This window comes from Micromonospora kangleipakensis (assembly GCF_004217615.1).
GTDB classification, from domain to species: domain Bacteria; phylum Actinomycetota; class Actinomycetes; order Mycobacteriales; family Micromonosporaceae; genus Micromonospora; species Micromonospora kangleipakensis.
Window position 1 is genome coordinate 6,670,981 of record NZ_SHLD01000001.1, and the last position, 26,635, is coordinate 6,697,615.

The following is a 26,635-nucleotide window of genomic DNA, read 5'->3' on the forward strand; positions in this document are numbered from 1 at the left end:
GTTACGCGGATGGTCCCGAGAAGGCAAATCAACGTCCGTCACTGATTCATGTGGCCGGCGAACAGGCATCCGACATGTGGATGACGACCGGCGGAGGGGACCACCGGCGGCCCCGCCGTGCCAGAGTGTCTGGCATGGATGACGTGTCCCCCGCGCCGGCCGCCGAGGAAGCGTTGCTCGGGCTCCTGCTGCCCTTCTGGCAGTTGGTTATCGGCGGGTTCGTGCTCTTCGTCGTCCTGGTGTCGGTCAGGCGGCTCGCGCGACGGGGCCCGTCCCGGATGACGACCGCACTGCTCGTCACCGCCGCGGCGATCGCCGGCTTCACTGTCGTCGGCGTCCTGCTGGAGGGCTGACCGCGCTCAGAGCCGCCGGTTCGCGAGACTCGGCAGCTCCGCCCGGATCGTGCCGAGCCGCTCCAGGTCCAGGTCGGTGACGGCGAAGCCCGGCCCGTCCGGCACCTGGCTCAGCACCGTCCCCCACGGGTCCACCACCATGCTGCGCCCGAAACAGGTCCGCCCCGGCTCGTGGTCGCCGGTCTGGCCGGCGGCCGCGACGAAGCACTGGTTCTCGATCGCCCGGGCGCGCAGCAGGACCTCCCAGTGGTCCCGCCCGGTGTGCATCATGAAGGCCGCGGGCACGACGAGGAGTTGCGCGCCGCCCTCGCTGGCGAGTTGCCGGTAGAGCTCCGGGAAGCGCAGGTCGTAGCAGATCGACAGGCCCACCCGCAGGCCCTCGACGTCGACCACCACGGGCTGGTCCCCGGGCGCCACGGTCGCCGACTCGAGGTACGACACCCGGCCCGGGATCTCCACGTCGTACAGATGGATCTTGCGATAGCTGGCGGCGAGGGCGCCCGTGCGGTCGAAGACCAGCGAGGTGTTCCAGGTGTGCTCCGGATCGGGACCCGCCTCGTGGAAGGAACCGGCGACCACCCAGATGCCGAGCCGGCGAGCCACCGCGGCGAAGAACTCCCCCACCACGCCGTCCACCGGCTCGGGCTCCGGCATGCCCTTCGCCGGGCCGAGGTAGTCCACGTACTCCGGCAGGACGGCGAGGTCGGCATCGGCCGCCGCGGCCCTGGCCAGCAGGGCCTCGGCGGCGGCGAGGTTCGCCGGCCGGTCGTCGCGGGCGTTGAGCTGGCAGACGGCGACGCGCATGGGGTCAGCGTACGGACGGGCGGCGGTCGACGACAGGGCTCAGAGGCTCGCCAGGACCAGGGCCCCTGCGGCGAACCCCAGACCGGCGATCTGCGCCGGCCGGAGACGCTCCCGGTCCACGGCGAGCGCGAGGAGCACGGTGCTCGCCGGGTACAGCGCGGCGATCGCCGCCACGATGCTCAGGTGGCCCCGGCTCGCCGCCGCCAGGTAGAGCGCGTTCGCCGCCGAGTCCAGCAAGCCGGCCGCCGCGGCCCAGCCGAGTACCCGGGGCCCGAGCCGCAGGCTCACCCCGGCACGCGCGGCCAGCGCGAGTCCGAAGCCGATCGAGCTGACCCGCACGGCCAGCACCGGCCACATCCCGGCGTCCTCGTCGGCCTGGCCGAGCAGGGCGAAGAAGACGCCGAAGAGCGCGCCCGCGCCGAGGGCCATTCCCACCAGCCGCGGGGACACCGCCCCGGAGCGGCCACCCTCCCCGAGGCTGACCAGGGCGATGGCCAGCACGGCGAGGCCGGCGCCGCAGAGCGCGAGGGTGCCGGGCGACTGGGCGGTGACCAGGCCGGCGACGATCGGCACCAGGGCGGCCGTGATCGCGGTGACCGGTGCGACGACCGCCATCATCCCGCCGGCGAGGGCCCGGTAGAGCAGCACGACGCCGGCGGCGCCGGCCACCCCGGCGAGCAGGCCCCAGACCAGGTCGACGGTGTGCGGCGTGCCGGGCACCACCAGCACGAGCGCGAGCAGCAGCGGGACGCTCAGCAGCTGTGAGACCACCGTGACGGCGATCGGGTCGGCCCGGCGGGACGCCTTTCCGCCGGAGAAGTCGGCCGTGCCGAACGCGACTGCGGACACTGCCGCGAGCACAATGGGGAACATCCGGATGTCGTACCACAATATTAACCGCGAAGGATAGTGTGATGACCGACGCCAGTGCCGGGCGGGTGAGCGCGGTGACCTCCGCCGTCGCGCGGCAGGTACGCGAACTGCGGGCCGCGCGCGGCTGGTCCTTCGAGGAGCTGGCGGGGCGGTCCGGGGTCAGCAAGGGCATGCTCGTGCAGATCGAAGGGGCCCGGACCAACCCGAGCATCGGCACGCTCTGCCGGGTCGCGGACGCCTTCGGGGTCAACATCGCCCAGCTCCTCGAGCCGGCGGAGGAGAGCACCGTGCGGATCACCGCCGCCGGCGAGGCGCCGGTGCTCTGGCGGGGCGAGCACGGCGGAAGCGCTCAGCTGCTCAGCGGCCTGGGCGAGCCGGACCTGGTCGAACTCTGGGACTGGCGGCTGGAGCCGGGCGAGACGCACCACTCCCCCGACCACCCCCGCGGTACCCGGGAGGTGCTGCACGTCCTGACCGGCACGGCGACGGTCGTGGTCGACGGCGTCGCGCACGTCGTACGGGCCGGGGAGACGATCGAGTTCCACGCCGACCGGGAGCACGGCTACCGCAACACGGGCGACGAGCCGGTGCGGCTGGCGATGGTGGTCGTCACCCCGTCGGGCGAATGGGACCGGCGGACCCGCTCACGCCGACCGCGCCCGGAATGATCCCGGGCGCGGTCGGTACGGCGATCAGGCGGACTTCTCCTCGCGGTCCCGACGAGCCCGGCGACCGGTGAACTCGCGGGGCACGATCGTCGGGTTGACGTTCTCCAGGACCACCTCGCGGGTGATCAGCACGCGGGCGGCATCCGGGTTGCTCGGCACCTCGTACATCACGGAGAGCAGGACCTCTTCCATGATCGCCCGGAGGCCGCGGGCGCCGGTGCCGCGGAGCATCGCCTGGTCGGCGATGGCCTCCAGCGCCGGCGGCTCGAACTCCAGCTCGACGCCGTCCAGCTCGAAGAGGCGCTGGTACTGCCGGACCAGGGCGTTGCGCGGCTCGGTCAGGATTCGGACCAGCGCGGAGCGGTCGAGGCTGCGCACGTTGGTGATCACCGGGAGCCGGCCGATGAACTCCGGGATCAGCCCGAACTTGAGCATGTCCTCCGGCATGACCTGGCTGAAGATGTCGTCGGTCGACCGCTCGGAGACCGACCGGAGCCGGGCGCCGAAGCCGGTGCCGCCGGAACCCGTCCGGGCCTCGATGATCTGGTCCAGCCCGGCGAAGGCGCCACCGCAGATGAACAGCACGTTGGTGGTGTCGATCTGGATGAACTCCTGGTGCGGGTGCTTCCGTCCGCCCTGCGGCGGCACGTTGGCCACCGTGCCTTCCAGCATCTTCAGCAGCGCCTGCTGGACGCCCTCGCCGGAGACGTCCCGGGTGATCGACGGGTTTTCCGACTTACGGGCGATCTTGTCGACCTCGTCGATGTAGATGATCCCGGTCTCGGCGCGTTTGATGTCGTAGTCCGCGGCCTGGATCAGCTTGAGGAGGATGTTCTCCACGTCCTCGCCGACGTAGCCCGCCTCGGTGAGCGCGGTGGCGTCGGCGATCGCGAACGGGACGTTGAGCATCCGCGCGAGGGTCTGCGCCAGGTGCGTCTTGCCGCAGCCGGTCGGGCCGAGCAGCAGGATGTTGGACTTGGCCAGCTCGACGGCGTCGCTGCCGGAGCCCGGCGCGCCGGCCGACTCGGCCTGGATCCGCTTGTAGTGGTTGTAGACCGCGACCGCGAGTGCCTTCTTGGCCTGGTCCTGCCCCACCACGTAGTTGTCGAGGAACTGGCAGATCTCCATCGGCTTGGGAAGCTCTTCCCACTTCACCTCGCCGGACTCGGCCAGCTCCTCCTCGATGATCTCGTTGCAGAGATCGATGCACTCGTCACAGATGTACACCCCGGGGCCCGCGATCAACTTCTTGACCTGCTTCTGCGACTTGCCGCAGAAGGAGCACTTCAGTAGGTCGCCGCCGTCACCGATCCGTGCCACCTACGTTCTCCCTGCACTCGTCGGCCGGAACGCCGGCCCTGACCTGCGGGCGCCGGGCGCCCGTCCGTCTGTTACCCCGCCGGTCCGACCCAGCGAAGCGGTACAGACCCGACGTTACCCGCTGGCGGAGGTTTCTCCGACCCCCAAAACGGGGTGTGTCAGAGGTCGGCCGGGAACGGATCCACGGCCGACCTCCGACCAGGTGTTGCTCAGCTGGCGGCGTTCGCCGCCAGCAGGCCCTTCTTGCGGCTGGTGAGGATCGTGTCGACCAGCCCGTACTCCTTGGACTCCTCGGCCGTCATGATCTTGTCCCGGTCGATGTCCTTGCGGACCTGCTCGATCGGGCGGTTGCAGTGCCGGGAGAGCATGTCCTCCAGCTGCGTCCGCATCCGCAGGATCTCCCGGGCCTGGATCTCGATGTCCGAGCCCTGACCGTAGCCGCCCTCGGTGGCCGGCTGGTGGATGATGATCCGGGAGTTGGGCAGCGCCATCCGCTTGCCCGGGGTGCCCGCCGAGAGCAGCACCGCCGCCGCGCTGGCCGCCTGGCCGAGGCAGACGGTCTGGATGTCCGGCCGTACGTACTGCATGGTGTCGTAGATCGCCGTCATGGCCGTGAACGAGCCACCGGGCGAGTTGATGTACATGATGATGTCGCGGTCCGGGTCCGTGCCCTCGAGCGTCAGCAGCTGGGCCATCACGTCGTTGGCCGACGCGTCGTCCACCTGGACGCCGAGGAAGATGATCCGGTCCTCGAAGAGCTTGTTGTACGGGTTGGACTCCTTGACCCCGTACGAGGTGCGCTCCACGAACGAGGGGAGCACGTAGCGGTTGTGCACGGCCGCGAACTGGGGCGGCAAACTCAGGTCGGTCATCGTCAGCTCCTCAGCTCAGGGTCCCGGCGCCTTCCGGAACCTGGGTGGCTCCGGTGATCACCTTGTCGATGAAGCCGTAGTCCATGGCCTCCTGGGCGGTGAACCAACGGTCGCGGTCCGAGTCCGCCTCGATCTCCGCCGCGGTCCGGCCGGTGTGGTGCGCGACCCGGTCCTGGAACATCCGCTTGGTGTAGAGCATCTGCTCCGCCTGGATGGCGATGTCAGCGGCCGTGCCGCCCATGCCGCCCGAGGGCTGGTGCATCATGATCCGCGCGTGCGGCAGGGCGTACCGCTTGCCCTTGGTGCCCGCGCAGAGCAGCAGCTGGCCCATGGAGGCCGCCATGCCCATCGCCACCGTGGACACGTCGTTGTCGATGAACTGCATGGTGTCGTAGATCGCCATGCCGGAGTAGACCGAGCCACCCGGCGAGTTGATCCAGAGATTGATGTCGCGGTCCGGGTCCTCCGCCGCGAGCAGCAGCAGCTGCGCGCAGATGCGGTTGGCGACCTGGTCGGTCACCTCGCTGCCCAGGAAGATGATCCGCTCCTTGAGCAACCGGTTGTAGACCGAGTCGTCGAGGTTGCCAATGGAATCGCCACCTCGGGCCTCGATCGCCCGCAGCGGGTTCGCTGGGATGTGCATGTCGGTCATGGCAGCCCTTCGCTCTCCGTACCGTCCTACCCGACACTAACCGCTCAGCCGGGGGGCGTACTCCCGGTCGGGACACTGTTCGCTCTCAGCGCAGCTGTCCTGGAGACGTACCCCGGAAAGGGTTTCGGCCGCCGCCCACCGCGAAGCGGCGGACGGCGGCCAACCCCGGACGATCAGTGCTGGTGGTCGTGCTCGGCCTCGTTCTGGGCCCGCAGCGCGTCGAGGGTGACCTCGTTGCCGGCCGAGTCCTTGATCTTGATCTTCTCCATCACCGAGGCGAGCGCCTTGCCGCGGCGGACGTCGCCGAAGACGGCCGTGGCGGCGCCGGAGCGGACCAACTGGTCGTAGTACTGCTGCGGGGCCATGCCGGCGCGCTGGGCGCGGTGGACGATCTCGTGACCGAACTCGTCGTCGGAGACCTGGACGTCCTCGGCGTCGGCCAGGGTGTCCAGCAGGAGCTGGATCTTGACCCCGTCGGTCGCCGCCTCGGTCAGCTCGGCGTCGATCTGCTCCTCGGTCTTCTCCTCGGCGGCGAGGTACTCCTCCAGGGAGGCGCCGATCCGCTCGAGCTGGTCGACCATGGCGGCCTTGCGGCTCTCGACCTCCTCGCGGACGACACCCTCCGGCGCCGGCACCTCGGCGGCGGCGACCATCTGCTCGAGGGCCTTGTCGCGGGCCGCGTAGATCTGCTCGACCTGCTTGCCCCGGGTGACCCGCTCACGCAGGTCGTTCCGCAGCTCCTCGATGGTGTCGAACTCGCTCGCCATCTGGGCGAAGTCGTCGTCCAGCTCCGGCAGCTCCTTCTCCTTGACGGTGCGCACCGTCACGGCCACCTCGGCGTCCCGGCCGGCGAAGTCGCCGCCCACGAGCTGGGTGGAGAAGGTGGTGCTGTCACCGGCGGCGAGGCCGACCACGGCCTCGTCCAGGCCCGGCAGGAGCTGCTTGCTGCCGACCTCGTGCGAGATGTTGCTCGCCGAGCCGCCCGGCACGTCCTCGCCGTCGACGGTGGCGTTCAGGTCGATCTGGACGTAGTCGCCCTCCTGGGCGGCCCGCTCGACGGTCTTCAGCGTGGCGAACCGCTCCCGCAGGCTCTTGACCTGCTCGTCGATCTCGCTGTCGTCGACCTGGATCTCGTCCACGGTCACCTCGATGGTGGCCGGGTCCGGCAGGGTGATCTCCGGGCGGACGTCGACCTCGGCGGTGAAGTTCAGCGAGTCACCGTCGTTGAACTCGGTGATCTCGACCTCCGGGCGACCCAGCGTCTTCAGGTCGTGCTCGCGGACCGCGGCGAGGATGTTCTGCGGGATGGCCTCCTGCACCGCCTCGTTGAGGACGGTGCCCCGGCCCACCCGCTGGTCGATCACGGCGGCCGGCACCTTGCCCCGGCGGAAGCCGGGCACCTGCACCTGCGAACCGATCTCCCGGTACGCCTTCCTGAGGCTCGGCTCGAGCTCGACGAACGGCACCTCGATGGCGAGCCGCACGCGCGTCGGGCTCAGAGTCTCGACGGTGCTCTTCACAGGCGTACTCCTTGACGGATCTCAGTTGAGTCTGGGCGTGATTGCGACAATCGAGTGTAGGCGAGCCGGGCTGCCGGTTCGGCAGCGCCCGGGGTACCGCGCGGAAAAATCGGCGGTTCCCGGACGACCCGGCCGCGGACGACAGTCGGGGTGGCGGGATTTGAACCCACGGCCCCTCGCTCCCAAAGCGAGTGCGCTACCAAGCTGCGCCACACCCCGTGGCGACGAGAAGTGTATGCCGTCCGCGCTCCCCGGACGTCCCGGGGCCGCATCGACCCGCCGCTCCGGCCGCCGCCGGTCGCCAGCCCGCCGGCCGCCGGGCGCACGCCCGGGCTCCGGCCGGGCAAGGCGACAACGTGCGGGAAACCGTGCTCTCCGAGCACCGGGAGTCCGCTCTCTTCCGCACGTTGTGCGGATCTTGACGGGGCAGGGGCCCGGGCGGCGGTACGGCGCTGCGCGGGCGGGCCGGGCATTGGGTAGGCTGTCGGGCGCGCCTCGTCACCGCGGGGCGCTCGCGGGCGTAGCTCAATGGCAGAGCTTCAGTCTTCCAAACTGACGGTGCGGGTTCGATTCCCGTCGCCCGCTCCACACACCTCCGGCCCAGGTCAGAGGCGCCATCCCCTGATCCTGGGCCGGTCGGCCACTCCCCCGCTTCGATCTTGCGGGCCATCCGTGGACCACTAGGGCCTGTTTCGAAGTCCGCTGTGTGACGGTGTGTCGTGATCGCTAAGTAGTGAGGTCTCCGGTAAAGGGTTCATCGACCAAGAAGAACCTCAGACCCGGAGACCTCGTGGCCACCCACCCTCCACCCGGGCGCGGCCCTCGTTGCCGACGAGGGCCGTCAGAGTGGGTCGAGGCGGCGCTTGAGCAGGCAGAACTCGTTGCCTTCTGGATCGGCGAGGACGTGCCAGGACGCCTCCGCGGGCTGACCGATGTCGACGAGTTCGGCCCCGACGGCCAGGAGGCGTTCGAGCTCGGCGTCCTGATCGCGGTCGATGGCGTTGACGTCGATGTGCAGCCGGGCAATCCCGTTCTTCGGCTCGTCGTTGCGGATGAGGAAGATCGTCGGCTGCGGGCCGCCGAACCCTTCGCGCGGACCTATCTCGATGCAGCCCTCCTCCTCGCGATCGAGCACTATGAAGTCCAGGACCTCGCACCAGAACCGCGCCAGCACCTCGGGGTCTCGGCACTTGAGCACGAGCTCACTGATACGGCATGCCATTGACGAAACCTACTCTCAGCGTGGGGAACTGCCGGGGTGGCCGCACGCGGATCTCATGGGCTCCCTGCAGTGAGAACACTCGCGCGACCGTACCGGGCGAGGCGAGCAGAGGCGAGGTGATTTCAGGCCCTCGCCTGGCCGGGCTGCCAGGCGAGGGCCGTAGGTGGGCCGTAGGTTCATTCCTGATCACAGTCGGTGCCCGAGCGGCCGTGGTGGCGCACTGACATGAAACTGGGCTCCGGACCGTGAGGGCCTCCGCGACGCGTCTTGAGGATCATGTCAAGCATCTGGTGGGACGCGAGTGGTCAAGCATGTCCCGCGACCGGGACAACAGCCCACGGCATTGCGTTGCCGAGTTCCGCTCTATCAGATCAAGGCGGCCCGCAGAGCGGGCCGCGCCGGCCCGGCCCCGGCCTGCTGGCGACCTTCGGCCGGCATCGGCCGGGCCGTCCGGCCACGCTGGCGGACGACAAGAGCTTGAAGACCTCGGGGCTCTGCCCCGAACCCCGGCCCTCCTCAGAGATCCGCCGCAACAAGTGGGTCAGGCGCCCGGCCCGTGCCGGAAGGCCATGCGGGATTGCTTGTATGGCTCCGGACACGGGGAAAGGCGTCCTACGCTCTGGACATATGGGGCCGCATGCCCCTGCTGGCCTGGCACAAGTTCGGGCGGCGCCTTCACCGAAGATGCCCCTCGGGAGGCAGGAGCCGGGGCATGCCATTTGTCTGCGGTAGGCGGGCGGAGACCACCCGCTCGGCCTCAAAGGCGTCCAAAGCAGAAGGGAGGCCTGCGTGGCCGTCAAGACGGAAGCGCGAACGGGCGCCGCAGAAGTGCGGCCATTCAAGATCGAGGTCCCCGAGGCGGACCTCGAGGATCTACGCGCGCGCATCAGAGCCACGCGCTGGCCGAACAAAGAGACCGTCGAGGATGACTCGCAGGGCGTGCCGCTCGCGCTCATGCAGGACCTCGCTCGCTACTGGGCGAACGACTACGACTGGCGCAAGTGCGAGGCGCGGCTGAAGGCCCTCCCCAACTTCGTCACCGAGATCGACGGTCTGGAAATCCACTTCATCCACGTTCGCTCGAAGCACGAGGACGCGCTCCCGATCGTCGTCTGCCACGGCTGGCCCGGGTCGATCGTCGAGCAACTGAAGCTCATCGACCCGCTCACGGATCCGACGGCGCACGGCGCGAGCGCGTCGGATGCCTTCCACGTCGTGATCCCGTCGATGCCCGGATACGGGTTCTCCGGCCAGCCGATCACGACCGGCTGGGACCCCGTGCACATCGGGAAGGCCTACGTCGAGCTCATGAAGCGGCTCGGGTACACGCGCTTCGTCGCGCAGGGCGGCGACTGGGGCGCGATCGTCGTCGACGCGATGGCCGGCGGCCGCGCCAACCCGGCGGCCGCCGAGCCGGCGCCACCGGAGCTGATCGGCATCCACACCAACATGCCCGGCGCGGTTCCGCCGGACCTCTTCGTCGCGGCCTTTGCCGGCAGTCCGGCGCCGGGCGGTCTCTCCGACGAGGAGCGGAGCACGTACGAGCAGCTGCTCAGGTTCTTTGGGACGCACGTGGCGTACGGGCTGATCATGGGGACGCGCCCGCAGACGCTCTACGGCCTGGCGGACTCACCCATCGATCTCGCCGCGTTCATGCTCGACCACGGCGACGGGGCCGGTCAGCCCGGCATCGTTCAGCAGGTCCTCGAGGGACGTCTGCAGAAGCCGAGCGACCTCACGCGCGACGACATCCTGGACAACATCACGCTCTTCTGGCTGACCAACAGCGGGGTGTCCTCGGCGCGGCTGTACTGGGAGAACAAGCTCCCCTTCTTCGCTGCCAAGGGCGTGACGATCCCGGTCGGCGTGAGCATCTTCGCCGACGAGATCTACCGGGTTCCGCGCAGCTGGGCGGAGCGGGCGTACCACAACCTCGTCCACTACAACCGGCACGACAGGGGCGGGCACTTCGCGGCCTGGGAGCAGCCGCAGCTGCTCTCGGAAGACATCCGCGCGACGTACCGATCGCTGCGCTAGCGAATGATCCGAAGAGGACTGCTGAGCGATCCACGGCCATACGGCCCTTTCGCAGTGTCCGGGCTCAGGTGGTCTGGCTTGGGAGTCACGCGTGGGAGTCACCGGGGCGAACGGAGCCGGACGAGCCCGGACCGATCCAGTTGCCGAGAGCGTGGCGACCAGGGCGACGCGGACGTTGCCGAACGGCTGTGGCGTGGCCTTGGGAATTACGGATCAGATGGTCGTAGGCGTGCCCCGTCTCAGTCCTCATCCAGTCCTCAAGAGGCCGAGCCCCGGCCGCTGACGCTGAGAGACGCCGAGAGGGGTTTCCGCAGGCCAGGCAGGGTTGGGGCAGGTAGACCCTGCTGGGCAACTTGATCTCGTAATGCGTAGGTCGACCGGCGGCACGATCAGCGTCGGAAACCGGCCGGGCTGCCGCCGTCACCTGCGGGCCTCTGCGCTCAGGCACCCAGTACGTGCGGCTTGGCATAGCCTCGGAGGGGTCCTGATCACGGAGGGCGCCGTGTTCGGAAAGATTGCTCGGCACCTTGCTGGTGCGACTGCCGCCTGCCTCGTATTCGTGGTGCAGGGGATCGTCATCTACGTCGGCCTGCTCGCGTACGCGTTGATTGCCGATGCGGACATCGGCGGTCCGCTGGCGGGGCTTCTGCTCGTGCTGCTAGCCGCCGCGCTAGGAATCGCCCTCGTGCCACTGCTGTTTGTGCCAGCCAGCGTTGCCGGGGAGGTTGCCGCGAAAAGCGGACGTCTGCTCGCCAAGTTGCTGGTCGCCTTCGCCGTTGCCTCAGTGCTGGCCACGATCTACGTGGTCCTTGTCGCAGTGGCCACCGACGTACCTATTGCCAACACCCTGGTTGCCTGCCTGCTCGGCGCGGTCGCCGTGCTAGGTCCTACAGCGGCCTGCGTCGGCGTCACCCACGGCGTGCGAAAGATCAGGCCAAAGCGCGGAGCACAACAAGCCGTAGACGGGATGGCGAAGGTTGCCTAAACCCGCAGCCGCCGCGGGCCGTCCACTCCGACCCCTGACAGCCGCCATTGAGACTCGGCTGGTGAGGCGCTCCACCTTGTCCCCGTCCCGGCAGGCTGGACGGTCTACGACTGCCCGACGAGGAAATCCGCCCTAAGCCAGCCGCCGCCTGCCAAAAGCAGCCGCTTCGCGTTGCCCGAGGGCGCTCATCTGCGCCCCAGCCGACGACGGGTTGCCTCGCAGGCGGGCTGATAACCCGGCACATCCTCGAACGGGACCCCGTCCTCGCTTCTCCCCATCGTGGCGAACAACCGCTTACGGGCTGCCGGCAGACTCGCGCCATCGAGACCTTTCGTTTCGATGGCATCACCAATCCGACGCAAGGGCACCCAAGCGACCTCGTCGGACAGCGGTCCACCGCTATCTCGCAGGTTACGGAGCCAGTGCGCCAGCACCAGCGCCTCATCCACGGTCAGTTGGATCAGCGTTCCGATTCCTTCCCGATCCCGTCCTTCGGCAAGGACGCGGACCCGTGCCGCTTCCAGTTCTTCTCCATAGTCGGGCGCGAAGATGAGCGGCGAGACGGCTTCGAACGCTCCGTTGATTCGATAGAGCGCCGGCCAGACGGCCTCGTCACTCAGCAGGTCATCACTGTTCTCCAGCTGGTAGATCCAGTCCGAGATGATCAGCGCCTCGTCGTCAGTCATCCGGACCTGTACCCACATCTCAGGCTGGTCTCGGGCAGGAGATGCACCTAGTCTCCTCCCTGGTCGGCGGTGACGTCGAACTCATCCGCGACGCGACCCTACTGCCGCTGCCGCGCACATCGCCGCAGTCAACCGGCGGCTATGACACAACCTTGACCAGGGGGCAGCAACCTGACCAGCCATCCGTGATTTTCTTCTAAGCCGAAGGCCGCAACGGGCCATCCATGGGCCAGTAACCGGGGCGCGCAGCGGTCACGAGGGGGCACGAGGCGCAGCCGCGCCGGCCCTCGGCCGCAGGCGTTTCGGGCATCACGACCAGTCGATCGCGCTCCTCCAAACTGACGGTGCGGGTTCGATTCCCGTCGCCCGCTCCACCCACGAAGGCCCAGGTAGACCGCATGATCGCGGAAAGGGGCCTTTCCACTTCTCCCCCGTGCTGGATCTTGCGTGCCATCCGCGTGCCATTGGTTCCCTGACGGTCGCCCTGCTGGCACGATCGCTGCTTTCCGCGCCGCGTCAGCAGTTGGAGGCCCGCCAATCGCCCGTGGCAAGATCTGCTAGGTGCAGATCGGGATGCTTGGACCATTCGAGGTTCGCGCGGACGACGGCGTCTTAGCCGACGTGCCGGGCGCCCGGTTGCGCGGGCTGTTGATCGCCCTCGCGCTCGAACCTGGTCGCGTGGTCCAGAAGGCGACGCTGGTCGACTGGATTTGGGGTGAGCGCCCGCCCTCCGACGCGGCGAATGCCTTGCAACGCTTGGTTTCCCGGTTGCGGAAGGCGCTGCCGGAAGGGTTGGTCGAGGGGCAGACGGACGGCTACCGGTTGACGGTGGAACCCGATGCTGTCGACGCCGTGCGGTTCGAACGCCTCGTCGGCCAGGCCCGCAATGACGAGGATCCACGGCGAGTACGGCTGCTGCGCGAGGCCCTCGCATTGTGGCGCGGTGCGGCCATGCAGGACGTCGGTTTGCCGGATAGCGCAGCTTTTGACGCGGCGGTCGCGCGGCTCGAAGGGCTACGCCTGACTGCCCTGGAGGATCGGTTCGATGCGGAGGTCAGCCTCGGCCACGGTGTGAAGCTGGTCACGGAATTGACCGACCTGGTGGCCGCCCACCCGGTGCGAGAACGGCTTGTCGCTGCGCTGATGCGTGCCCTCGTTGCGGCCGGTCGCGGCAGCGAGGCGCTGCTGGTGTACCAGCGCACGAGAGAAGCCCTGGCCGACGCGCTGGGTGTCGACCCCTCACCGGAGCTGTCCGCGTTGCACGTCGCGCTGTTGCGGGGCGAGTTGGGACGGCGGGAGGAAACCCGGAAGACCAACTTGCGTGCCGAGCTGACCAGCTTCGTCGGCAAGGACGCTGATGTCGCCGCGGTCCGCGAACTCATCGCCGAACATCGGCTCACCACCCTGATCGGGCCGGGCGGCTCGGGGAAGACCAGGCTGGCCACGGAAACCGCGCGCACGCTGCTCGGCGACCTGCCGGACGGGGCCTGGCTGGTGGAGCTCGCAGCCATCGGCGCGGACGGTGACGTGGCGCAGTCGGCGCTAGCCGGGCTCGGCCTCCGGGATGCTCTGCTCGGCGGGGCACCGAACGCGGATCTGGCGGACCGGCTCATCGCCGCGATCCGCGAGCGGGAGGCGCTGCTGATTCTGGACAACTGTGAGCACGTGATCGAGTCGGCGGCGGCGTTCGCCCATCGAGTGCTCGGGGAGTGCCAGCGGCTGCGGATCCTGGCGACGAGCCGGGAGCCGCTCGGCATCACCGGTGAGGCGCTGTGGCTGGTCGAGCCGCTGGCCGTGCCGGAGGGGGACGCCGGCCCCGGCGAGATCGAGTCCTCTCCGGCCGTCCGGTTGCTGCGGGACCGGGCGGGCGCGGTGCGCAAGGATCTCGCGGTCGACGCCCACACGTTGTCGACGATGGTGCGCGTCTGCCGGGCGCTGGACGGGATGCCGCTGGCGATCGAATTGGCCGCGGCCCGGTTACGCACCATGTCCCTCGATCAGCTCGCCCACCGGCTCGACGACCGGTTCCGCCTGCTGACCAGCGGTAGCCGTACCGCGTTGCCGCGGCACAGGACGCTGCGCGCGGTGGTCGACTGGAGCTGGGAGTTGCTCACCGACGCCGAACGGATGGTCCTGCGCAGGCTCTCGGTGTTCTCGGGCGGGGCGAGCCTGGAAGCGGCCGAGCGGGTCTGCGCCGGCGATGCGGTCGAGCAGGAGCAGGTGTTCGAGTTGCTCACCTCGCTGGCCGAGAAATCGCTGCTGCTCACCGATGGCGACCGCGCACCGCGTTACCGGATGCTCGGCACGATCAAGGAGTACGCCGGGCACCGGCTCGCGGAGGCGGGGGAATCGGACCTGGCCCGCCAGGCGCATCTCGGCTACTTCACCGAACTCACCGAGACCGCGGAGCCGCATCTTCGCCGCGCCGAGCAATTGGAATGGCTGGCCACGCTCGAGGTTGAGCACGACAACATCGGTTCTGCGATGCGTGGTGCGCTCGCGGCCGGCGAGGCGCACGCGGCGATGCGGCTCGCGGCGGGCGCCGGCTGGTACTGGTGGCTCAGCGGGCACAAGGCCGAAGGCATCGAGCTGATCACCGCGGCCACCGAAACGCCCGGCGAGGTGGCCGATGAGATCCGGGCCATCGTGTATGCGCTCGTCGTGCTGTTCGCGAGCTCCGGGCGGGGCGACGAACACCAGGCGGCGGAGTGGATCCACAAGGCATACCGGTTCAGCCAGCGCAGTCAGTCCCGCAACCCGCTGCTGGGGTTGGTCGTCCCGCTGGAACGCATGTTGCAGGCGCCGGACGCGTTCTTGCCCGCGTGGGAACCATTGCTGGACGATGAGGACCCCTGGGTACGCGCACTGGCCCGGTTTCACCTCGGCAAGATGCGGATCGTGCTCGGCCAGGGCGGGCGGGATGCGGACGCGCATCTCGAGATGGCGCTCGCCGAGTTCCGGGCAATCGGCGAAAGGTATGGGATCTCGATCGCCCTGACCGAGCTGGCGGACCGGATCGCCGTGCGCGGCGAGTTCGCCGGTGCGGGGGAGCACTACGAACAGGCGATCGCGGTCGTCACCGAAGTCGGTGCTATCGAGGATGTCATCCGGATGCGGTCGCGACAGGCGCAGCTGTACTGGTTGCTAGGCGATGAGGAGTCTAGCGCGGCTGCTATAGCCGAGGCGCAACAGTGCGCGGAACGGGTCACCTGGCCGGATGCGCTGGCTGAGCTGGCCCTTGCTAAGGCGGAACTCGCCCGCTGGCGCGGCAACGCCGAGGAGGCATACCAGCAACTCGGCGTCGCGACAACCATGCTGGGCAACGACGCGGAGCAGGCAAACATCCGCGCGGTGACACACGACCTGCTCGGCTACCTTGCCGACGATCTCAGCGAGGCCCGTACGTACCACGCGGCGGCCTGCCAGGCGGCCTCCGAGGCGGGGCACGCACCCCTGATCGCGCAGGTACTCGTCGGGATCGCGGACCTGGCACTACGCAGCGAAGAGTACGAGCAGGCCGCGCGGCTGCTCGCGGCAAGCGCCGGCGTGCGCGGACTGCCGGATCGTTCCCACCCGGATGTGGCCCGGATCGAGCAGGCCGCGCGGAGCCGCCTCGGCGAAGCACGGTACGCCGAGGCGGCTCGGGAGGGCACGCAGACGAGCTGGTCTCAGTTGGTCACCGCCACGCTCGCCTCCTGAACGTGGCAAGCGCCCACAGGTACCCGACGAGCGCGATCCCTCCGCACCAGGCGATCGCGACGTCGGCTGACCCTGAACGCGACGGCGCCATGGCGGCGCCGTCGCGTTCAGGTCAGTTTGCTGCGGGTTGAATGATGATGTCGCCGTGCCGCGTGCGGGCGTGGACCGAGACCTTGGGGTCTGACGGGCCAGGGCTTGCCAGCGACGGAACCCAGTTGCGCACCGACCCTCGCTCGCTGTTGACGTCGATGGAGGCCGCGGTGCCCTCGCTGATGCCGACCTCGATGTTCCCTGAGCCGTTCATCAGCTTCGCGTGACCGTTCCTCATTCGTCCGATCCGAATGGCACCGCTGGCGGTCTTGGCGGTGACGCTGCCGTCGGCGCGGTCGATGTCGAAACCGCCGCTGCCACTGCTGAGATCGAGGTCGGCCGATGCGTGGCCGATCCAGATCTGCCCGCCCGAGTTCGAGAGCTTGACGGTGTCCTTGACCTCGCTGATGCTCATTGCGAACGCCGCACCGTCGATGTTGGCGCGCTCGGCGATGTGGCCGATCGTGACCTCACCGGCCGCGATGTTCGCCTGCAGCGCGTTGATGCGATCGAGCTGGACCCGACCCGATGCCATGTGCAGCTCGCACTCTCCAAGTGAGCCGTCAGCGTGAACATCCGAGTGCGCCAGGTACGAAACCAGGCTGGAGCCGGCGGGCAGGTCGATCGTGATGGCGACCGAACCGCTCTTGTCCCCGGAGGCGGTCGTCTTGACCGATAGCTGACCGCCGGCGAAGTCAACCTTGGTTTTGTTGGCCACCTTGACGTCCAACCGGCTCGCCTTGTTGATGGGTTCGACCAGCACCACGGTATCGGTCCGGTCGCTCGCGGTGACCCGCACCTGAGCGCCGGCGACAACAACGGTGGCGACGATGGGTCCTGGCGTTGCGAATGTAGGCATGACAACTCTCCGCTTGTCTCATACTTGATCTGTTGGCGGGCGGCTCAGCCAACCCAGCCTGTGAAGCATCGGTCCGCACGCCCGCGGCGCGCGCTCGTCGCCGGCGAGCGCGCGCCGTATCAGCTCGTCGCTCGCGGCTTCGGGTTCAGCCGATCACGGTCCTCGGAAGCCCATCGCCCGGGAGGTCACGCGCGCCTCTTGAATGTGGAACGCGCCCACAGGTACCCGACGAGAGCGATGCCGACGCACCAGGCGATGGCGGTGATCGCGTCGCTGGGGGACGGTGCGCCGTTGAGCAATCCGCGCAAGGTTTCGATGATCGGCGTGAAGGGCTGGTACTCCGCGAACTGCCGCAGGCCCGGCCCCATCTTCTCCGCCGGTACGATCGCGCTGCTGAAGAACGGCAGCATGACCAGCGGCACGGCGGCCAGACCCGCCGTCTCCGGAGACTTCGCCGCCAATCCCAAGGCGACCGTGAGCCAGCCGGCCGCGAAACCGAGCAGCACGACGATGCCGACCACGCCGAGCCAATCAAGGGAACTCGCCGACGGGCTGAATCCCAGCAGGAAGGCCACCCCGATGAGCGCCCCGATGGCGATCAGATTGGTCAGCAGACTGGCGACGACGTGACCGGTCAACACCGCACCACGGGAGACGTCCATGACCTTGAACCGGTTGATGATGCCCTTCGTCATGTCGGAGTTCACCGACGTCGCGGTGGCCCCCAGCCCGTAACAGACGGCCAACAGCATCAGTCCCGGCGTCGCGTAGTCGATGTAGTCGACACCGACGTTGAAAGCGTCTCCGAACATGTACACGAACATCAACATGATCACGACCGGCATCAGGACCGCGTTGAACACCGAGGTCGGATTCCGGGCGATGTGTTTGAAGTTGCGACGCAACATGACCATCGAATGGGACTTGGTGCTCATTTCGCGACCACCTCCGTGGTGTGGCCCGTCAGGGCGAGGAAAACGTCATCGAGGTCCGGTGTGTGGACGGAGAACTCTTCGGCGCTGATCGAGTACTCGTCGAGCCTGTCCAGCAGGGCCCGCAGCGATTTCGTCCCACCGTCGCTGGGAACCCGCAGGGCCAGTGCCTCGTCATCCCGCGTGGAGTCGGTAAGGACCCGCGCGGCCGCGTCGAGGTCGGCGACGTCGGTGAACCGGAGTCGGACATGACTGCCGGGGACCTGGCGTTTGAGGTCGTCGGGAGTGCCCTGGGCAACCAGGCGGCCCTGGTCGAGTACCGCGATCCGGTCGGCGAGCTGATCGGCTTCCTCGAGGTACTGGGTGGTAAGGAAAATGGTTACACCATCGGCCACCAACTCTCGGACGATTTCCCACATCGTGCGGCGGCTGCGCGGATCCAGTCCCGTCGTCGGCTCGTCCAGGAAAATGATTCGTGGCTTGCCGACCAGCGTCATCGCCAGATCCAGCTTCCGGCGCATACCCCCGGAATAGGTCGACACCAGCTTCTGCGCCGACTCCACCAGATCGAACCGCTCCAGCAACTCCGTGACAACCAGCTCGCCGGAGCCCACACGCTTCAGATCCGCCATCAACTGCAGGTTCTCCTGCCCCGTCAGCAGCTCATCCACCGCCGCGAACTGACCGGTGACCCCGATTTCCGCACGCACCGCCTTGGTCTCGGTCGCGACATCATGCCCGGCAACCCGTACCGTTCCACCGTCGGCCTTCATCAACGTGGTCAGCACGTTCACCGTCGTCGTCTTACCCGCCCCATTCGGGCCGAGCAGGGAAAAAACCGTGCCCGCACGAACATCTAGATCGATGCCATCGAGCACGATTTTGTCCCCATATGCCTTCCGCAGCCCTGAAACTGCAATCGCCGAACTTGTCATGCGACCACTGTCGGCACCCGGCCTGACACGTCCCTGACACGCCCCTGACACGACCACTGACACGGCGTTCTACCTCGTCACATCGAATGGCCGTCCGACCTGCCGCTGCGCCGGACCGGATCGGCGTCCCGGCCGCTGATCCCCGCCCCCGCCGGTCCCCCGCCGGGGCCGGGACCCGCCGGCACGCTGCCGGACGACGGCGGCCCGACTCCGCGGCCTGCCGCCGGGCCGGTCGGATCGGTCGACACGGTCGGGAACGACGGTGCCCCGGCGCGGCCGGCGATGGCGGGGCACGGTGTCGGACCGCCGGGCGCGGCGCACGGCGGAGCCGCCGGGTCGATTCCTGCCGGCCAGGTCGGCGAGGCGGTCGGGCTGCCGAATCCCGGTCCTGCCGGAGGAGCGGTCAACGGCCGCTCCGTCCCCGGCCAGGTCGGAGCGACGGCGGCCCCTCCGGTGCACTGGGTGGCGGGCGTACCGGGCGGCGGTCCGGGCGTATCCCCGACGGAGGCGACGGAACCCGGCGGCCGACGGCGGCGGACGCTCTGGGTGCCGCTCGGCGCGGTGGCGGCCCTCGCCGGCGTGGCCGCCGCGACGGTCCTCTACCTGACCCGGGACCGCCATCCGGAGCTGGACTTCCAGGCGTTCGACAAGGGGAAGCGGATCGCGGCCGGCGCGGAGCGGCCCACCGACATGTTCACCGCGATGCTGGGCGACCGCGCCTACCTGGCGTACCGGCGGGACGACGACCGGCTGGAGGTGGTCGCCGCCGACGCGGGCAGCGGCAAGCAGCTGTGGCGCCGGCAGAGCGCCACGCCCGCCGAGCGCTGGGACCGGATCATCGCCCTGCCCGACGGGGTGGCCCTCGTCGCGGACGCCTCCGGCAGCAGCACCCCCGTGAGCTGGAGGTCCTCGACGCCGACTCCGGCCGGCAGCGGTGGCATCACCCGGTGCACGGCGACGACGAGCTCTTCTTCGGCACGGACGTGCTGGTGCTGGCCGACCGGGCCGGACATCGGCTGGTCGGCCTCCGGGTGAGCGACGGTACGGAGAAACGGAGCCGCGCCGACCCGCGCGACCAGTACGGCAACTCGCGCAACAGCATCCACCTGGTGACCAGAGAGGAGGGGCTGGCCGGGCCGGGCTTCGCCGGTGGCGGCGCCCGGGATCCGTGGCGGGGCGAGGTCCGGCGGATCGTGCAGGTGGCGTCGGACCGTTCCGTCCGCCTGATGGAGCTGGGCACCGGCGCGGTGGTGCGGCGGCGCACCAACGTCGCGGAGCCGGACGACCTGGTCGTCACACACGAGGACCGGCTGTACGTCGCGAACGACGACGGCGGGTACCAGTTGCTCGCGTACGACCTGGGGAGTTCGGCGGAGCCGACGGTGCTCCACCGGGCGCAGGACGACCGGCACCGGCCGAGGGGGCTGGTGCCGTGCGGCGAGCACCGGGCCTGTCTGCTGGAGGTGACCGACGCCGACCAGGCGACCGCCGTGGTGGTGGCCGCGGCCGAGGGGAAGAAGGCGGAGCGCTGGTCCGCCCCCGGCGCGGACCTGCTGGTGCCGCTCGGCGAGCGGGTGCTGGCCCGGCGGACGTACCCGGACCCGGCGGTGACCCTCTTCGGACCGGACGGGCAGCGGGTGCTCGACGCGCGGGACGGGACGGCGGTCCGGGTCGACGCGGGCAACCTGCTGGTCTTCGCCGAGCCGCTGGGCAGCGGTGAGGACGACCGCAGCGTCGCCGGGGTGGGCACGGAGTCCGGCCGGGTCGTCGAGCTGGGCCAGCTCAAGGACGTCCGCGGCGAGTCGTGCTCGTGGAACACCGAGGTGATCGCCTGCGCCTCGACGAAGGACTTCGTGCTGTACCGCTTCGCCGCCAGCTGACGGCGAGGTCGGGCCGCGCCGGGCTTCGCCGCCGGCTGACGGCGGGGTCGAGCGAGCCCACGCCGGCCACGGGCTCCGCCGGTTCAGGCGGGACGGCTCAGTCGGTGGGGGCGCCCAGGCCGCGGAAGACCGCCAGCGTGGCCGGGTCGTCGATGGTCGCCGGGACCGGCTCGTCCCGCCCCTCGACCAGACCGCGCATGGTCCGCCGGAGGATCTTGCCGGAGCGGGTCTTCGGCAGCGCCGGCACCACGGTGACCCGGCGGAACGCGGCCACCGGGCCGATCCGCTGCCGGACCAGGGCGACCAGCTCACCGGCGAGGGCGTCCTGGTCCACCTCGGCGCCGGCCTTGAGCACCACGTACCCGCTGGGGACCTGGCCCTTCAGGGCGTCCGCGACCCCGATCACCGCGCACTCGGCGACCGCGGGGTGGCCGGCCAGCACCTCCTCCATCGCCCCGGTGGAGAGCCGGTGCCCGGCCACGTTGATCACGTCGTCGATGCGGCCCATCACGTAGAGGTAGCCGTCGGCGTCGAACCGTCCGCCGTCACCGGTCAGGTAGTGGCCGGGGAAGGTGGACAGGTAGGAGCGGACGTACCGCTCGTCGTCGCCCCAGAGGGTGGGCAGGCAGCCGGGCGGCAGGGGCAGCCGGATCACGATCGAGCCGTCCGTGCCGGCCGGGACCTCCCGGCCGCCGCCGTCGACCACCCGGATGTCGTACCCGGGCACCGGCACCGACGGGGAGCCGGGCTTGATCGGCAGCGGCTGCAGGCCGCGCGGGTTCGCCGCGACCGGCTAGCCCGTCTCGGTCTGCCACCAGTTGTCCACCACCGGCACGCCGAGGTGCTCCCCCGCCCATGTCCAGGTGTCCGGGTCCAGCCGCTCGCCGGCCAGGAAGAGGGTGCGGAGGCTGCTCAGGTCGTACCCGGAGATCAGCGCGCCGTCCGGGTCCTGCCGGCGGATCGCCCGGATCGCCGTCGGGGCGGTGAACAACGCGGACACCCGATGCTGCGAGACCACCCGCCAGAAGGCGCCCGCGTCGGGGGTGCCGACCGGCTTGCCCTCGTAGAGCACGGTCGTCGCGCCGGTGAGCAGCGGCGCGTACACGATGTAGGAGTGGCCGACCACCCAGCCGACGTCGGAGGCGGCCCAGAAGACCTCGCCCGGCCCGATGTCGTAGACGTTCCGCATCGACCAGCGCAGCGCGACCGCGTGCCCGCCGTTGTCCCGCACCACCCCCTTGGGCCGGCCGGTCGTGCCGGAGGTGTAGAGGATGTAGAGCGGGTCGGTGGCGTTGACCGGGACGCAGTCGACGGGCTCGGCGTCCGCCATGACCTCGTCCCAGGTCAAGTCCCGGCCGGGAAGGAGCGGGGCGGGACGCTGCGGCCGTTGCACGATCACGCAGTGGGTGGGGGCGTGCGCCGCCTCGGCCAGCGCGGCGGTGAGGATCGGGTGGTAGTCGACGACCCGGTCCACCTCGATGCCGCAGGAGGTCGCCACCACCACCTTCGGTCGGGCGTCGTCGATCCGGACGGCCAGCTCGTGGGCGGCGAAGCCACCGAAGACCATCGAGTGCACCGCGCCGATCCGGGCGCAGGCCAGCATCGCGATCACGGCCTCCGGCACCATGGCGAGGTAGAGCAGCACCCGGTCGCCCCGGCCGACGCCGAGCCGGCGCAGCGCCCCGGCGAACCGGGCGGTCTCCGCGAGCAGCTCCGCGTAGCTCCAGGTGCGTACCGTGCCGGTGACCGGGCTGTCGTGGATCAGCGCGGGCTGGTCGCCGCGGCCGGCCGCCACGTGCCGGTCCAGCGCGTTGTGGCAGGTGTTCAGCACCGCGTCGGGGAACCAGCGGTACAGCGGCGCCGCGCTCTCGTCGAGGATCCGCTCCGGCGCCCGGAACCAGTCGATGTCCGCCGCCGCGTCCCGCCAGAAGCCGGCCGGGTCGGCGATGCTCCGCTCGTACGCTGATCGATACGCGCCCATGCCCCCATGCTGCGCCCCGGACGCCCGCCGGCACGACGGCCGGTCGGGGTCGGTGCGCCGGGCGCGCGGACCCGATCGCCGAACGGCCGCCTCAGCCGGCCGTGGCTGCGGATGAACCGGGCACCGCCGGGTAAGCAGTCGCCGTCCTGGTGGAGTGACGACCGGCGTCGCGCATCCCGCGACCGGGCGCGGGCGGGCGGCGCGACGCCGACCCGCCCGCGGGTGCCGGAATCAGTTTCCGGTGACCCAGTTCCAGGCCGTCACGACCCACTCGGTCTGCTGCAGGTAGGCGACGCCCACGCCGGCCAGGAAGAGCGCCGTCACCAGGTGTGCGCCGCGGGCGCTGCGCCGCACCCGGCCCAGCTGCCGCTCCCAGACCAGCCGGCCGAGCAGGCGGGAGAGCGCGAACAGGCCGACCGCGGTGAGCAGGCTCAGCGCGAAGGTCAGCAGCGGAGCCGTCAGGTCCCCCCGGCCGGAGATCGCCCAGATGCCCCAGCAGACGAAGGCGAAGAGGCCCCCCGCCGCGCTCCACTCACCGCCCCGGCGCAGCTGCGCCAGGTGCCAGCCCATCGGCCGGCGCGGGGCGGAGCCGCCGGACCAGTCGGCCGGGTCGACGGTGGGGAACTGCTCGGTACGCGGGGTACGCGGCTGCCCGACCGAGGCCACCCCCCGCTGGAACGCGTCCCGTTGCGCGGGCACCCCGACACCGGGCTGCGGCGGCACCTCCACGGTGCGCTCGGCCCACGGCTGTGTCTGGTCCGCCATCTCGTGTCCTCCCCCTGACCGACGCCGGCCACGGTTCCGAGGGTAGCGAGCCGGCAAATCGGTCGCCGACCCTGACGGTGATGGGTTACACACATCCGATGACCGATGTGGTGGTGCCCCGGGCCGAGGACTTCGACGAGATCGCCGGGCTGCTGGCCCTGGCCTTCCACGGCGGTCTCGACCCCGAGCTGCTCGAGGTCGAGCGGGGGATCTTCGAACCGGAGCGCGCGCTGCTGGTCCGCGACGGCACGACGGCGGTCGCGCACGCCGCGGCGTTCACCCGGGAGCTGGGGGTGCCCGGCGCCAGCGTGCCGGCGGCGCACGTGACGATGGTCTCGGTCGCCCCGACCCACCGCCGCCGGGGCCTGCTCACCGCGCTGATGCGCCGCCAACTGCGGGAGATCCGCGACGCCGGCCGGGAGCCGATCGCGGTGCTGTGGGCCAGCGAGGGCCGGATCTACCCCCGGTTCGGCTACGGCCTGGCCGCGCAGCGGCTCACCGTGAGCTGCGACACCACCGAGCTGCGCCTGCCGGAGCCGGCGTCCGTCGCGGGCACGCTCCGCCTGGACCAGCCGGTCGCGCGGCAGGCCGAGCTGGCCCGGCTGTACGACCGGGTCCGCGCCGACCGCCCCGGCTGGTCGAACCGGGACGAGCGCTGGTGGCGGTACGTGGTGGCCGACGTGAAGAGCCTGCGGGAGGGTGCCACCGAGCGGCGGGTGCTGCTGCACGAGGGGCCGTCGGGGCTCGACGGGTACGCGCTGTTCCGGACGAAGGACGAGTGGGACGGGAGCGGCCCGCGCGGCGAGGTCCGGGTCGACGAGGTGGTCGCGGAGCACCCCGACGCGTACCTGGCGCTGTGGCGGCTGCTGCTCTCGATCGACCTGACCCGGCGGCTGTCCTTCCGTACCGCCGCCGTGGACGAGCCGCTGCTGTGGCTGGTGAACGAGCCGCGGCGGCTCGGCGCCCAGCTCTCCGACGGGCTCTGGGTACGCGTGGTCGACCTGCCCGCCGCGCTGGCCGCCCGCCGGTACGCCACCGACCTGGACGTGGTGATCGAGGTCACGGACGAGCTGCTGCCGGAGAACGCCGGCCGCTGGCGCCTGGTCGGCGGCCCGTCGGCGGCGACCTGCACGGCCACCACCGAACCGCCCCGGCTCGCCTGCGACGTACGCGCCCTCGGCGAGCTCTACCTGGGCGGCGCCGGGCTCGGGGCGCTCGCCGCCGCCGGCCGGGTGCGGGAACTCGTGCCGGGGACGCTCGCGGCGGCCGCCCCGGCCTTCGGCTGGCACCGCGCCCCGGCCCCGATGGAGGTGTTCTGAGCGCCGGCGGTCCGCCCCGGTGACGCCCGGGCGGGCCGGGACCGCCACGGGCGGGCGACCGCGTCCCGGGGGCGGTACGGTCGACCGATGGGTGATGCGGAGCGACGGCGACGCCGGCTGCGGCACCACGGCGAGGTCGAGAGCGGGTCGCCGGCCCCGGACGGGCCGAGCGCGACGACGGCCGGGGTGCACGACGAGCCGCCGCGCGGGCGCCGGCCCGGCCCGGCGACCGACGAGGGTGAGCGAGGGCTGCGTGGCCTCGTCGGCTCCGGATCGTCGCAGGTCGGGGTGACCGCCGCGCTGCGGGCGCGGGACGCCGCCCGCCCCACCGAGGCGGACCTGGCCGAGGCCGAGGCCCGCGTGGTGATCGTGCGGCGCAACTGGGTGCCCCGCGAGGACCTTCCCCGCTCCGGCCGCTGAGGCGTCAGGCCGGCAGGTCGGGCAGCTCGCGGGTCTGCTCGTACGCCGCGACCTGGGCGATCCGCCGGGAGTGCCGCGGGTTGCCGGAGAACGGCGTGGTCAGGAACGCCTCGACCAGGGCGGTCGCGTCGTCCAGGGTGTGCTGGCGGGCGCCGACCGCGATGATGTTGGCGTCGTTGTGCTCCCGGGCGAGCTGCGCGGTGTCGATGTTCCAGGCGAGCGCCGCGCGGACGCCGGCCACCTTGTTCGCGGCGATCTGCTCGCCGTTGCCGGAGCCGCCGATGACCACGCCGAGGCTGCCCGGATCGTTGACCACCCGGTCACCGGTGTGCAGGCAGAACGCCGGGTAGTCGTCGTCCGGGTCGAAGGCGTGCGGGCCGACGTCGACCACCTCGTACCCCTGCGTGGCCAGGTGGTTGGCCAGGTGCACCTTCAGCTCGAAACCGGCGTGATCGGATCCCAGGTAGACGCGCATACCGCGCAGTCTGACAGGCCCGCCTCCGGGCCGCCGCGCAGGCGGCGACACGGAGGCGGATTCGTCACAGCTCAGCGGGACAGCTCGGCGACCACCAGGCCGCCGCGGGCCTTCGGGGTGAACCAGGTGCTCTTGCGCGGCATCTTCTCCCGAGCCAGGTTGACCGCGACGAAGTCGTCCACGGTCACCGGGGCGATGAGGACGGCCAGCTCGGCCCGGCCGGCGTCGACCTCCCCGGTGAGCCAGCTCGCCGGGTAGTCGCCGCCCACGTAGGTGATCCGCTTGTCACCCGGGTCGAGGCCGAGCGCGTCGCGCAGCAGCAGCCGCTCGACCAGGGCGTGGTCGAGGTTCTCCAGCCGGTCGCCGTCGACGTGCGGCAGGGTCACCGCGTACCCCTGACCGGCGAGGTAGAGGTGGACGGCGCCGCCGGCCGCCGGGACCTCGACCGGGCCGTCGATCGGGGTGATCTCCGCGCCGGCGGCGCGGAGCCGGTCGAGCAGCTCCGCCGGCGTGGTGGTCAGCTCGCTGACCAGCCGGTTGTAGGGCTGGATCGCCACCGACGCCGGCGTGGTGATCACCGAGAGGAAGCGGGGCAGGCCGCCGGTCTGCGCGGCCAGGCTGCGGTGGTTGCCGTCGGCGACCACCAGCTCGCCGCCGCCCGCGAGGGCGGTCAGCTCGTCCTGCTCGGGGCCGGGACCCAGCAGCCAGATGGCGTGCGTCCGCCCGGACTGGTCGACGTCGGTCGCGGCGGGCGCGCCGGCCGACTCGGTCGCCGCGGCGAGCGCGGCGTGCAGCTCGTCGCCCCGCCCGGTCTGGAGCAGCAGCACGGGCGAGAGCAGGTGCCCGAGCGCCCCGGCCAGGGCGACCCGCTCCCGCACCTTGGCGATGAAGACGTCCTCGTTGCGGATCACCAGACCAGGCTCGTCGGCCCGGGTGGAGATCTGGTCGGTGTCCACCATGGCGAAGAGCCCGTACGCGGACTCCTCCCCCGGCGCGCTGATCCGGTAGAGCACCACGACCTGCTCGGCCGGGGTGTAGCTGCCGTCCGCCTTGGCCTCGGTCAGGCGGGCCATGGCGTCCGGGAGGGCGTCGAGGAACGACTTGCCGAGGCTCTCCGGCGCCCGGTGGGGCATCTCGATGCCGAGAGCACTGTGCGGGTTCGCCTCGATGATCGCGGTGATCTCCGCGTCGTCGGCGAACTCGTCGTAGTTTTGCGCGCCGGTGCCGCCAGTGGTGATCCAGGCCCGGGCGATCGGATGCACGACCGTCATGCCCACCGACGCTACCC

Annotated in this window: 23 protein-coding genes, 2 tRNA genes and 1 pseudogene; 10 read left to right on the plus strand and 16 right to left on the minus strand. The window is 70.6% G+C overall.

The window, feature by feature from the left end:
• Window positions 1-134: 134 nt before the first annotated feature.
• The gene (locus tag EV384_RS31735) at window positions 135-353 is read left to right on the plus strand and encodes a hypothetical protein (protein ID WP_130339190.1); all 219 of its coding nucleotides are present in this window, start codon (window positions 135-137) and stop codon (window positions 351-353) included.
• Between the two features lie 6 nt (window positions 354-359).
• On the opposite strand, the gene EV384_RS31740 is transcribed toward EV384_RS31735, so the two are convergent.
• Window positions 360-1,157 (minus strand): carbon-nitrogen hydrolase family protein, encoded by a 798-nt coding sequence (locus EV384_RS31740; protein ID WP_130339192.1) that lies wholly within the window; start codon window positions 1,155-1,157, stop codon window positions 360-362.
• 39 nt (window positions 1,158-1,196) lie between these two features.
• A complete protein-coding gene (locus EV384_RS31745; protein ID WP_130339194.1) occupies window positions 1,197-2,030 on the minus strand; it encodes an EamA family transporter in 834 nt (277 codons plus the stop codon).
• Window positions 2,031-2,071: 41 nt separating this feature from the next.
• On the opposite strand from EV384_RS31745, the gene EV384_RS31750 reads away from it, so the two are divergent.
• Window positions 2,072-2,698, plus strand: a complete 627-nt coding sequence (locus tag EV384_RS31750) for a helix-turn-helix domain-containing protein (protein WP_130339196.1) — start codon at window positions 2,072-2,074, stop codon at window positions 2,696-2,698.
• 24 nt (window positions 2,699-2,722) lie between these two features.
• Here EV384_RS31750 and clpX read toward each other — a convergent pair whose 3' ends face one another.
• From clpX to EV384_RS31775, 5 genes are all read right to left on the minus strand, one after another.
• Window positions 2,723-4,018, minus strand: coding sequence for an ATP-dependent Clp protease ATP-binding subunit ClpX (clpX, locus tag EV384_RS31755; RefSeq protein ID WP_130339198.1), 1,296 nt, complete (start codon window positions 4,016-4,018; stop codon window positions 2,723-2,725).
• A 209-nt stretch (window positions 4,019-4,227) separates the two neighbouring features.
• A complete protein-coding gene (locus tag EV384_RS31760; protein WP_130339200.1) occupies window positions 4,228-4,890 on the minus strand; it encodes an ATP-dependent Clp protease proteolytic subunit in 663 nt (220 codons plus the stop codon).
• Window positions 4,891-4,900: 10 nt separating this feature from the next.
• Complete coding sequence (locus EV384_RS31765; RefSeq protein ID WP_130339202.1) at window positions 4,901-5,542, minus strand: ATP-dependent Clp protease proteolytic subunit; 642 nt, start codon at window positions 5,540-5,542, stop codon at window positions 4,901-4,903.
• A gap of 173 nt (window positions 5,543-5,715) precedes the next feature.
• On the minus strand, window positions 5,716-7,062 hold the full coding sequence (gene tig / locus EV384_RS31770; protein ID WP_130339204.1) for a trigger factor: 1,347 nt from the start codon (window positions 7,060-7,062) through the stop codon (window positions 5,716-5,718).
• 145 nt (window positions 7,063-7,207) lie between these two features.
• A tRNA-Pro gene (locus EV384_RS31775) sits at window positions 7,208-7,281 on the minus strand.
• Between the two features lie 295 nt (window positions 7,282-7,576).
• On the opposite strand from EV384_RS31775, the gene EV384_RS31780 reads away from it, so the two are divergent.
• Window positions 7,577-7,650: transfer RNA gene (locus EV384_RS31780), tRNA-Gly, on the plus strand.
• A 253-nt stretch (window positions 7,651-7,903) separates the two neighbouring features.
• Here the strand turns inward: EV384_RS31780 and EV384_RS31785 are convergent.
• On the minus strand, window positions 7,904-8,260 hold the full coding sequence (locus tag EV384_RS31785) for a VOC family protein (protein ID WP_242624389.1): 357 nt from the start codon (window positions 8,258-8,260) through the stop codon (window positions 7,904-7,906).
• An 813-nt stretch (window positions 8,261-9,073) separates the two neighbouring features.
• Here EV384_RS31785 and EV384_RS31790 point away from each other — a divergent pair.
• Both EV384_RS31790 and EV384_RS31795 read left to right on the plus strand, forming a co-directional pair.
• Window positions 9,074-10,321 (plus strand): epoxide hydrolase family protein, encoded by a 1,248-nt coding sequence (locus EV384_RS31790; protein WP_130339208.1) that lies wholly within the window; start codon window positions 9,074-9,076, stop codon window positions 10,319-10,321.
• 502 nt (window positions 10,322-10,823) lie between these two features.
• Window positions 10,824-11,306 (plus strand): hypothetical protein, encoded by a 483-nt coding sequence (locus EV384_RS31795; RefSeq protein WP_130339210.1) that lies wholly within the window; start codon window positions 10,824-10,826, stop codon window positions 11,304-11,306.
• A gap of 185 nt (window positions 11,307-11,491) precedes the next feature.
• On the opposite strand, the gene EV384_RS31800 is transcribed toward EV384_RS31795, so the two are convergent.
• A complete protein-coding gene (locus tag EV384_RS31800; protein WP_130339212.1) occupies window positions 11,492-11,992 on the minus strand; it encodes a hypothetical protein in 501 nt (166 codons plus the stop codon).
• A gap of 561 nt (window positions 11,993-12,553) precedes the next feature.
• Between EV384_RS31800 and EV384_RS31805 the strand changes: the two genes are divergently transcribed.
• On the plus strand, window positions 12,554-15,691 hold the full coding sequence (locus EV384_RS31805) for an ATP-binding protein (protein WP_130339214.1): 3,138 nt from the start codon (window positions 12,554-12,556) through the stop codon (window positions 15,689-15,691).
• A gap of 112 nt (window positions 15,692-15,803) precedes the next feature.
• Here EV384_RS31805 and EV384_RS31815 read toward each other — a convergent pair whose 3' ends face one another.
• The 3 genes from EV384_RS31815 to EV384_RS31825 all read right to left on the minus strand — a co-directional run bounded on the left by EV384_RS31815 (window position 15,804) and on the right by EV384_RS31825 (window position 18,507).
• Complete coding sequence (locus EV384_RS31815; RefSeq protein ID WP_130339216.1) at window positions 15,804-16,640, minus strand: DUF4097 family beta strand repeat-containing protein; 837 nt, start codon at window positions 16,638-16,640, stop codon at window positions 15,804-15,806.
• A 185-nt stretch (window positions 16,641-16,825) separates the two neighbouring features.
• Window positions 16,826-17,575, minus strand: coding sequence for an ABC transporter permease (locus tag EV384_RS31820; RefSeq protein WP_130339218.1), 750 nt, complete (start codon window positions 17,573-17,575; stop codon window positions 16,826-16,828).
• Window positions 17,572-18,507, minus strand: a complete 936-nt coding sequence (locus EV384_RS31825; RefSeq protein WP_130339220.1) for an ATP-binding cassette domain-containing protein — start codon at window positions 18,505-18,507, stop codon at window positions 17,572-17,574. The genes EV384_RS31820 and EV384_RS31825 overlap by 4 nt, the downstream gene beginning before the upstream one ends.
• A 462-nt stretch (window positions 18,508-18,969) precedes the next feature.
• On the opposite strand from EV384_RS31825, the gene EV384_RS31830 reads away from it, so the two are divergent.
• Window positions 18,970-19,542 carry a hypothetical protein gene (locus tag EV384_RS31830; RefSeq protein WP_130339222.1) on the plus strand — a complete coding sequence of 191 codons (573 nt, stop codon included), beginning with the start codon at window positions 18,970-18,972 and terminating at the stop codon, window positions 19,540-19,542.
• Window positions 19,455-20,387: a hypothetical protein gene (locus EV384_RS31835; RefSeq protein WP_130339224.1), complete on the plus strand. Its 933-nt coding sequence runs from the start codon at window positions 19,455-19,457 to the stop codon at window positions 20,385-20,387. The genes EV384_RS31830 and EV384_RS31835 overlap by 88 nt, the downstream gene beginning before the upstream one ends.
• Before the next feature lie 97 nt (window positions 20,388-20,484).
• Here the strand turns inward: EV384_RS31835 and EV384_RS31840 are convergent.
• Window positions 20,485-22,368: pseudogene (locus EV384_RS31840) on the minus strand (propionyl-CoA synthetase).
• 231 nt (window positions 22,369-22,599) lie between these two features.
• Window positions 22,600-23,133 carry a hypothetical protein gene (locus EV384_RS31845; protein WP_130339226.1) on the minus strand — a complete coding sequence of 178 codons (534 nt, stop codon included), beginning with the start codon at window positions 23,131-23,133 and terminating at the stop codon, window positions 22,600-22,602.
• Window positions 23,134-23,231: 98 nt separating this feature from the next.
• On the opposite strand from EV384_RS31845, the gene EV384_RS31850 reads away from it, so the two are divergent.
• Together EV384_RS31850 and EV384_RS31855 are read left to right on the plus strand one after the other, a co-directional pair.
• The gene (locus EV384_RS31850) at window positions 23,232-24,452 is read left to right on the plus strand and encodes a GNAT family N-acetyltransferase (RefSeq protein ID WP_130339227.1); all 1,221 of its coding nucleotides are present in this window, start codon (window positions 23,232-23,234) and stop codon (window positions 24,450-24,452) included.
• An 87-nt stretch (window positions 24,453-24,539) separates the two neighbouring features.
• On the plus strand, window positions 24,540-24,872 hold the full coding sequence (locus EV384_RS31855) for a hypothetical protein (protein ID WP_130339229.1): 333 nt from the start codon (window positions 24,540-24,542) through the stop codon (window positions 24,870-24,872).
• 4 nt (window positions 24,873-24,876) lie between these two features.
• Here the strand turns inward: EV384_RS31855 and EV384_RS31860 are convergent, their stop codons facing one another.
• On the minus strand, window positions 24,877-25,347 hold the full coding sequence (locus tag EV384_RS31860; protein WP_130339231.1) for a ribose-5-phosphate isomerase: 471 nt from the start codon (window positions 25,345-25,347) through the stop codon (window positions 24,877-24,879).
• A gap of 71 nt (window positions 25,348-25,418) precedes the next feature.
• Entirely contained in the window at window positions 25,419-26,618 is a 1,200-nt protein-coding gene (locus tag EV384_RS31865; protein ID WP_130339233.1) for a DUF1015 family protein, read from the minus strand.
• Window positions 26,619-26,635: the final 17 nt, after the last annotated feature.

Coding starts and splice junctions, on each gene's coding strand:
- EV384_RS31845 (WP_130339226.1), bottom strand. CDS start 23,133: ATGGCGGACCAGACACAGCCGTGGGCCGAGCGCACCGTGGAGGTGCCG.
- EV384_RS31745 (WP_130339194.1), bottom strand. CDS start 2,030: ATGTTCCCCATTGTGCTCGCGGCAGTGTCCGCAGTCGCGTTCGGCACG.
- EV384_RS31815 (WP_130339216.1), bottom strand. CDS start 16,640: ATGCCTACATTCGCAACGCCAGGACCCATCGTCGCCACCGTTGTTGTC.
- EV384_RS31825 (WP_130339220.1), bottom strand. CDS start 18,507: ATGACAAGTTCGGCGATTGCAGTTTCAGGGCTGCGGAAGGCATATGGG.
- EV384_RS31800 (WP_130339212.1), bottom strand. CDS start 11,992: ATGACTGACGACGAGGCGCTGATCATCTCGGACTGGATCTACCAGCTG.
- EV384_RS31860 (WP_130339231.1), bottom strand. CDS start 25,347: ATGCGCGTCTACCTGGGATCCGATCACGCCGGTTTCGAGCTGAAGGTG.
- EV384_RS31850 (WP_130339227.1), top strand. CDS start 23,232: ATGACCGATGTGGTGGTGCCCCGGGCCGAGGACTTCGACGAGATCGCC.
- EV384_RS31760 (WP_130339200.1), bottom strand. CDS start 4,890: ATGACCGACCTGAGTTTGCCGCCCCAGTTCGCGGCCGTGCACAACCGC.
- EV384_RS31820 (WP_130339218.1), bottom strand. CDS start 17,575: ATGAGCACCAAGTCCCATTCGATGGTCATGTTGCGTCGCAACTTCAAA.
- EV384_RS31750 (WP_130339196.1), top strand. CDS start 2,072: ATGACCGACGCCAGTGCCGGGCGGGTGAGCGCGGTGACCTCCGCCGTC.
- EV384_RS31765 (WP_130339202.1), bottom strand. CDS start 5,542: ATGACCGACATGCACATCCCAGCGAACCCGCTGCGGGCGATCGAGGCC.
- EV384_RS31865 (WP_130339233.1), bottom strand. CDS start 26,618: ATGACGGTCGTGCATCCGATCGCCCGGGCCTGGATCACCACTGGCGGC.
- EV384_RS31740 (WP_130339192.1), bottom strand. CDS start 1,157: ATGCGCGTCGCCGTCTGCCAGCTCAACGCCCGCGACGACCGGCCGGCG.
- EV384_RS31735 (WP_130339190.1), top strand. CDS start 135: ATGGATGACGTGTCCCCCGCGCCGGCCGCCGAGGAAGCGTTGCTCGGG.
- EV384_RS31855 (WP_130339229.1), top strand. CDS start 24,540: ATGGGTGATGCGGAGCGACGGCGACGCCGGCTGCGGCACCACGGCGAG.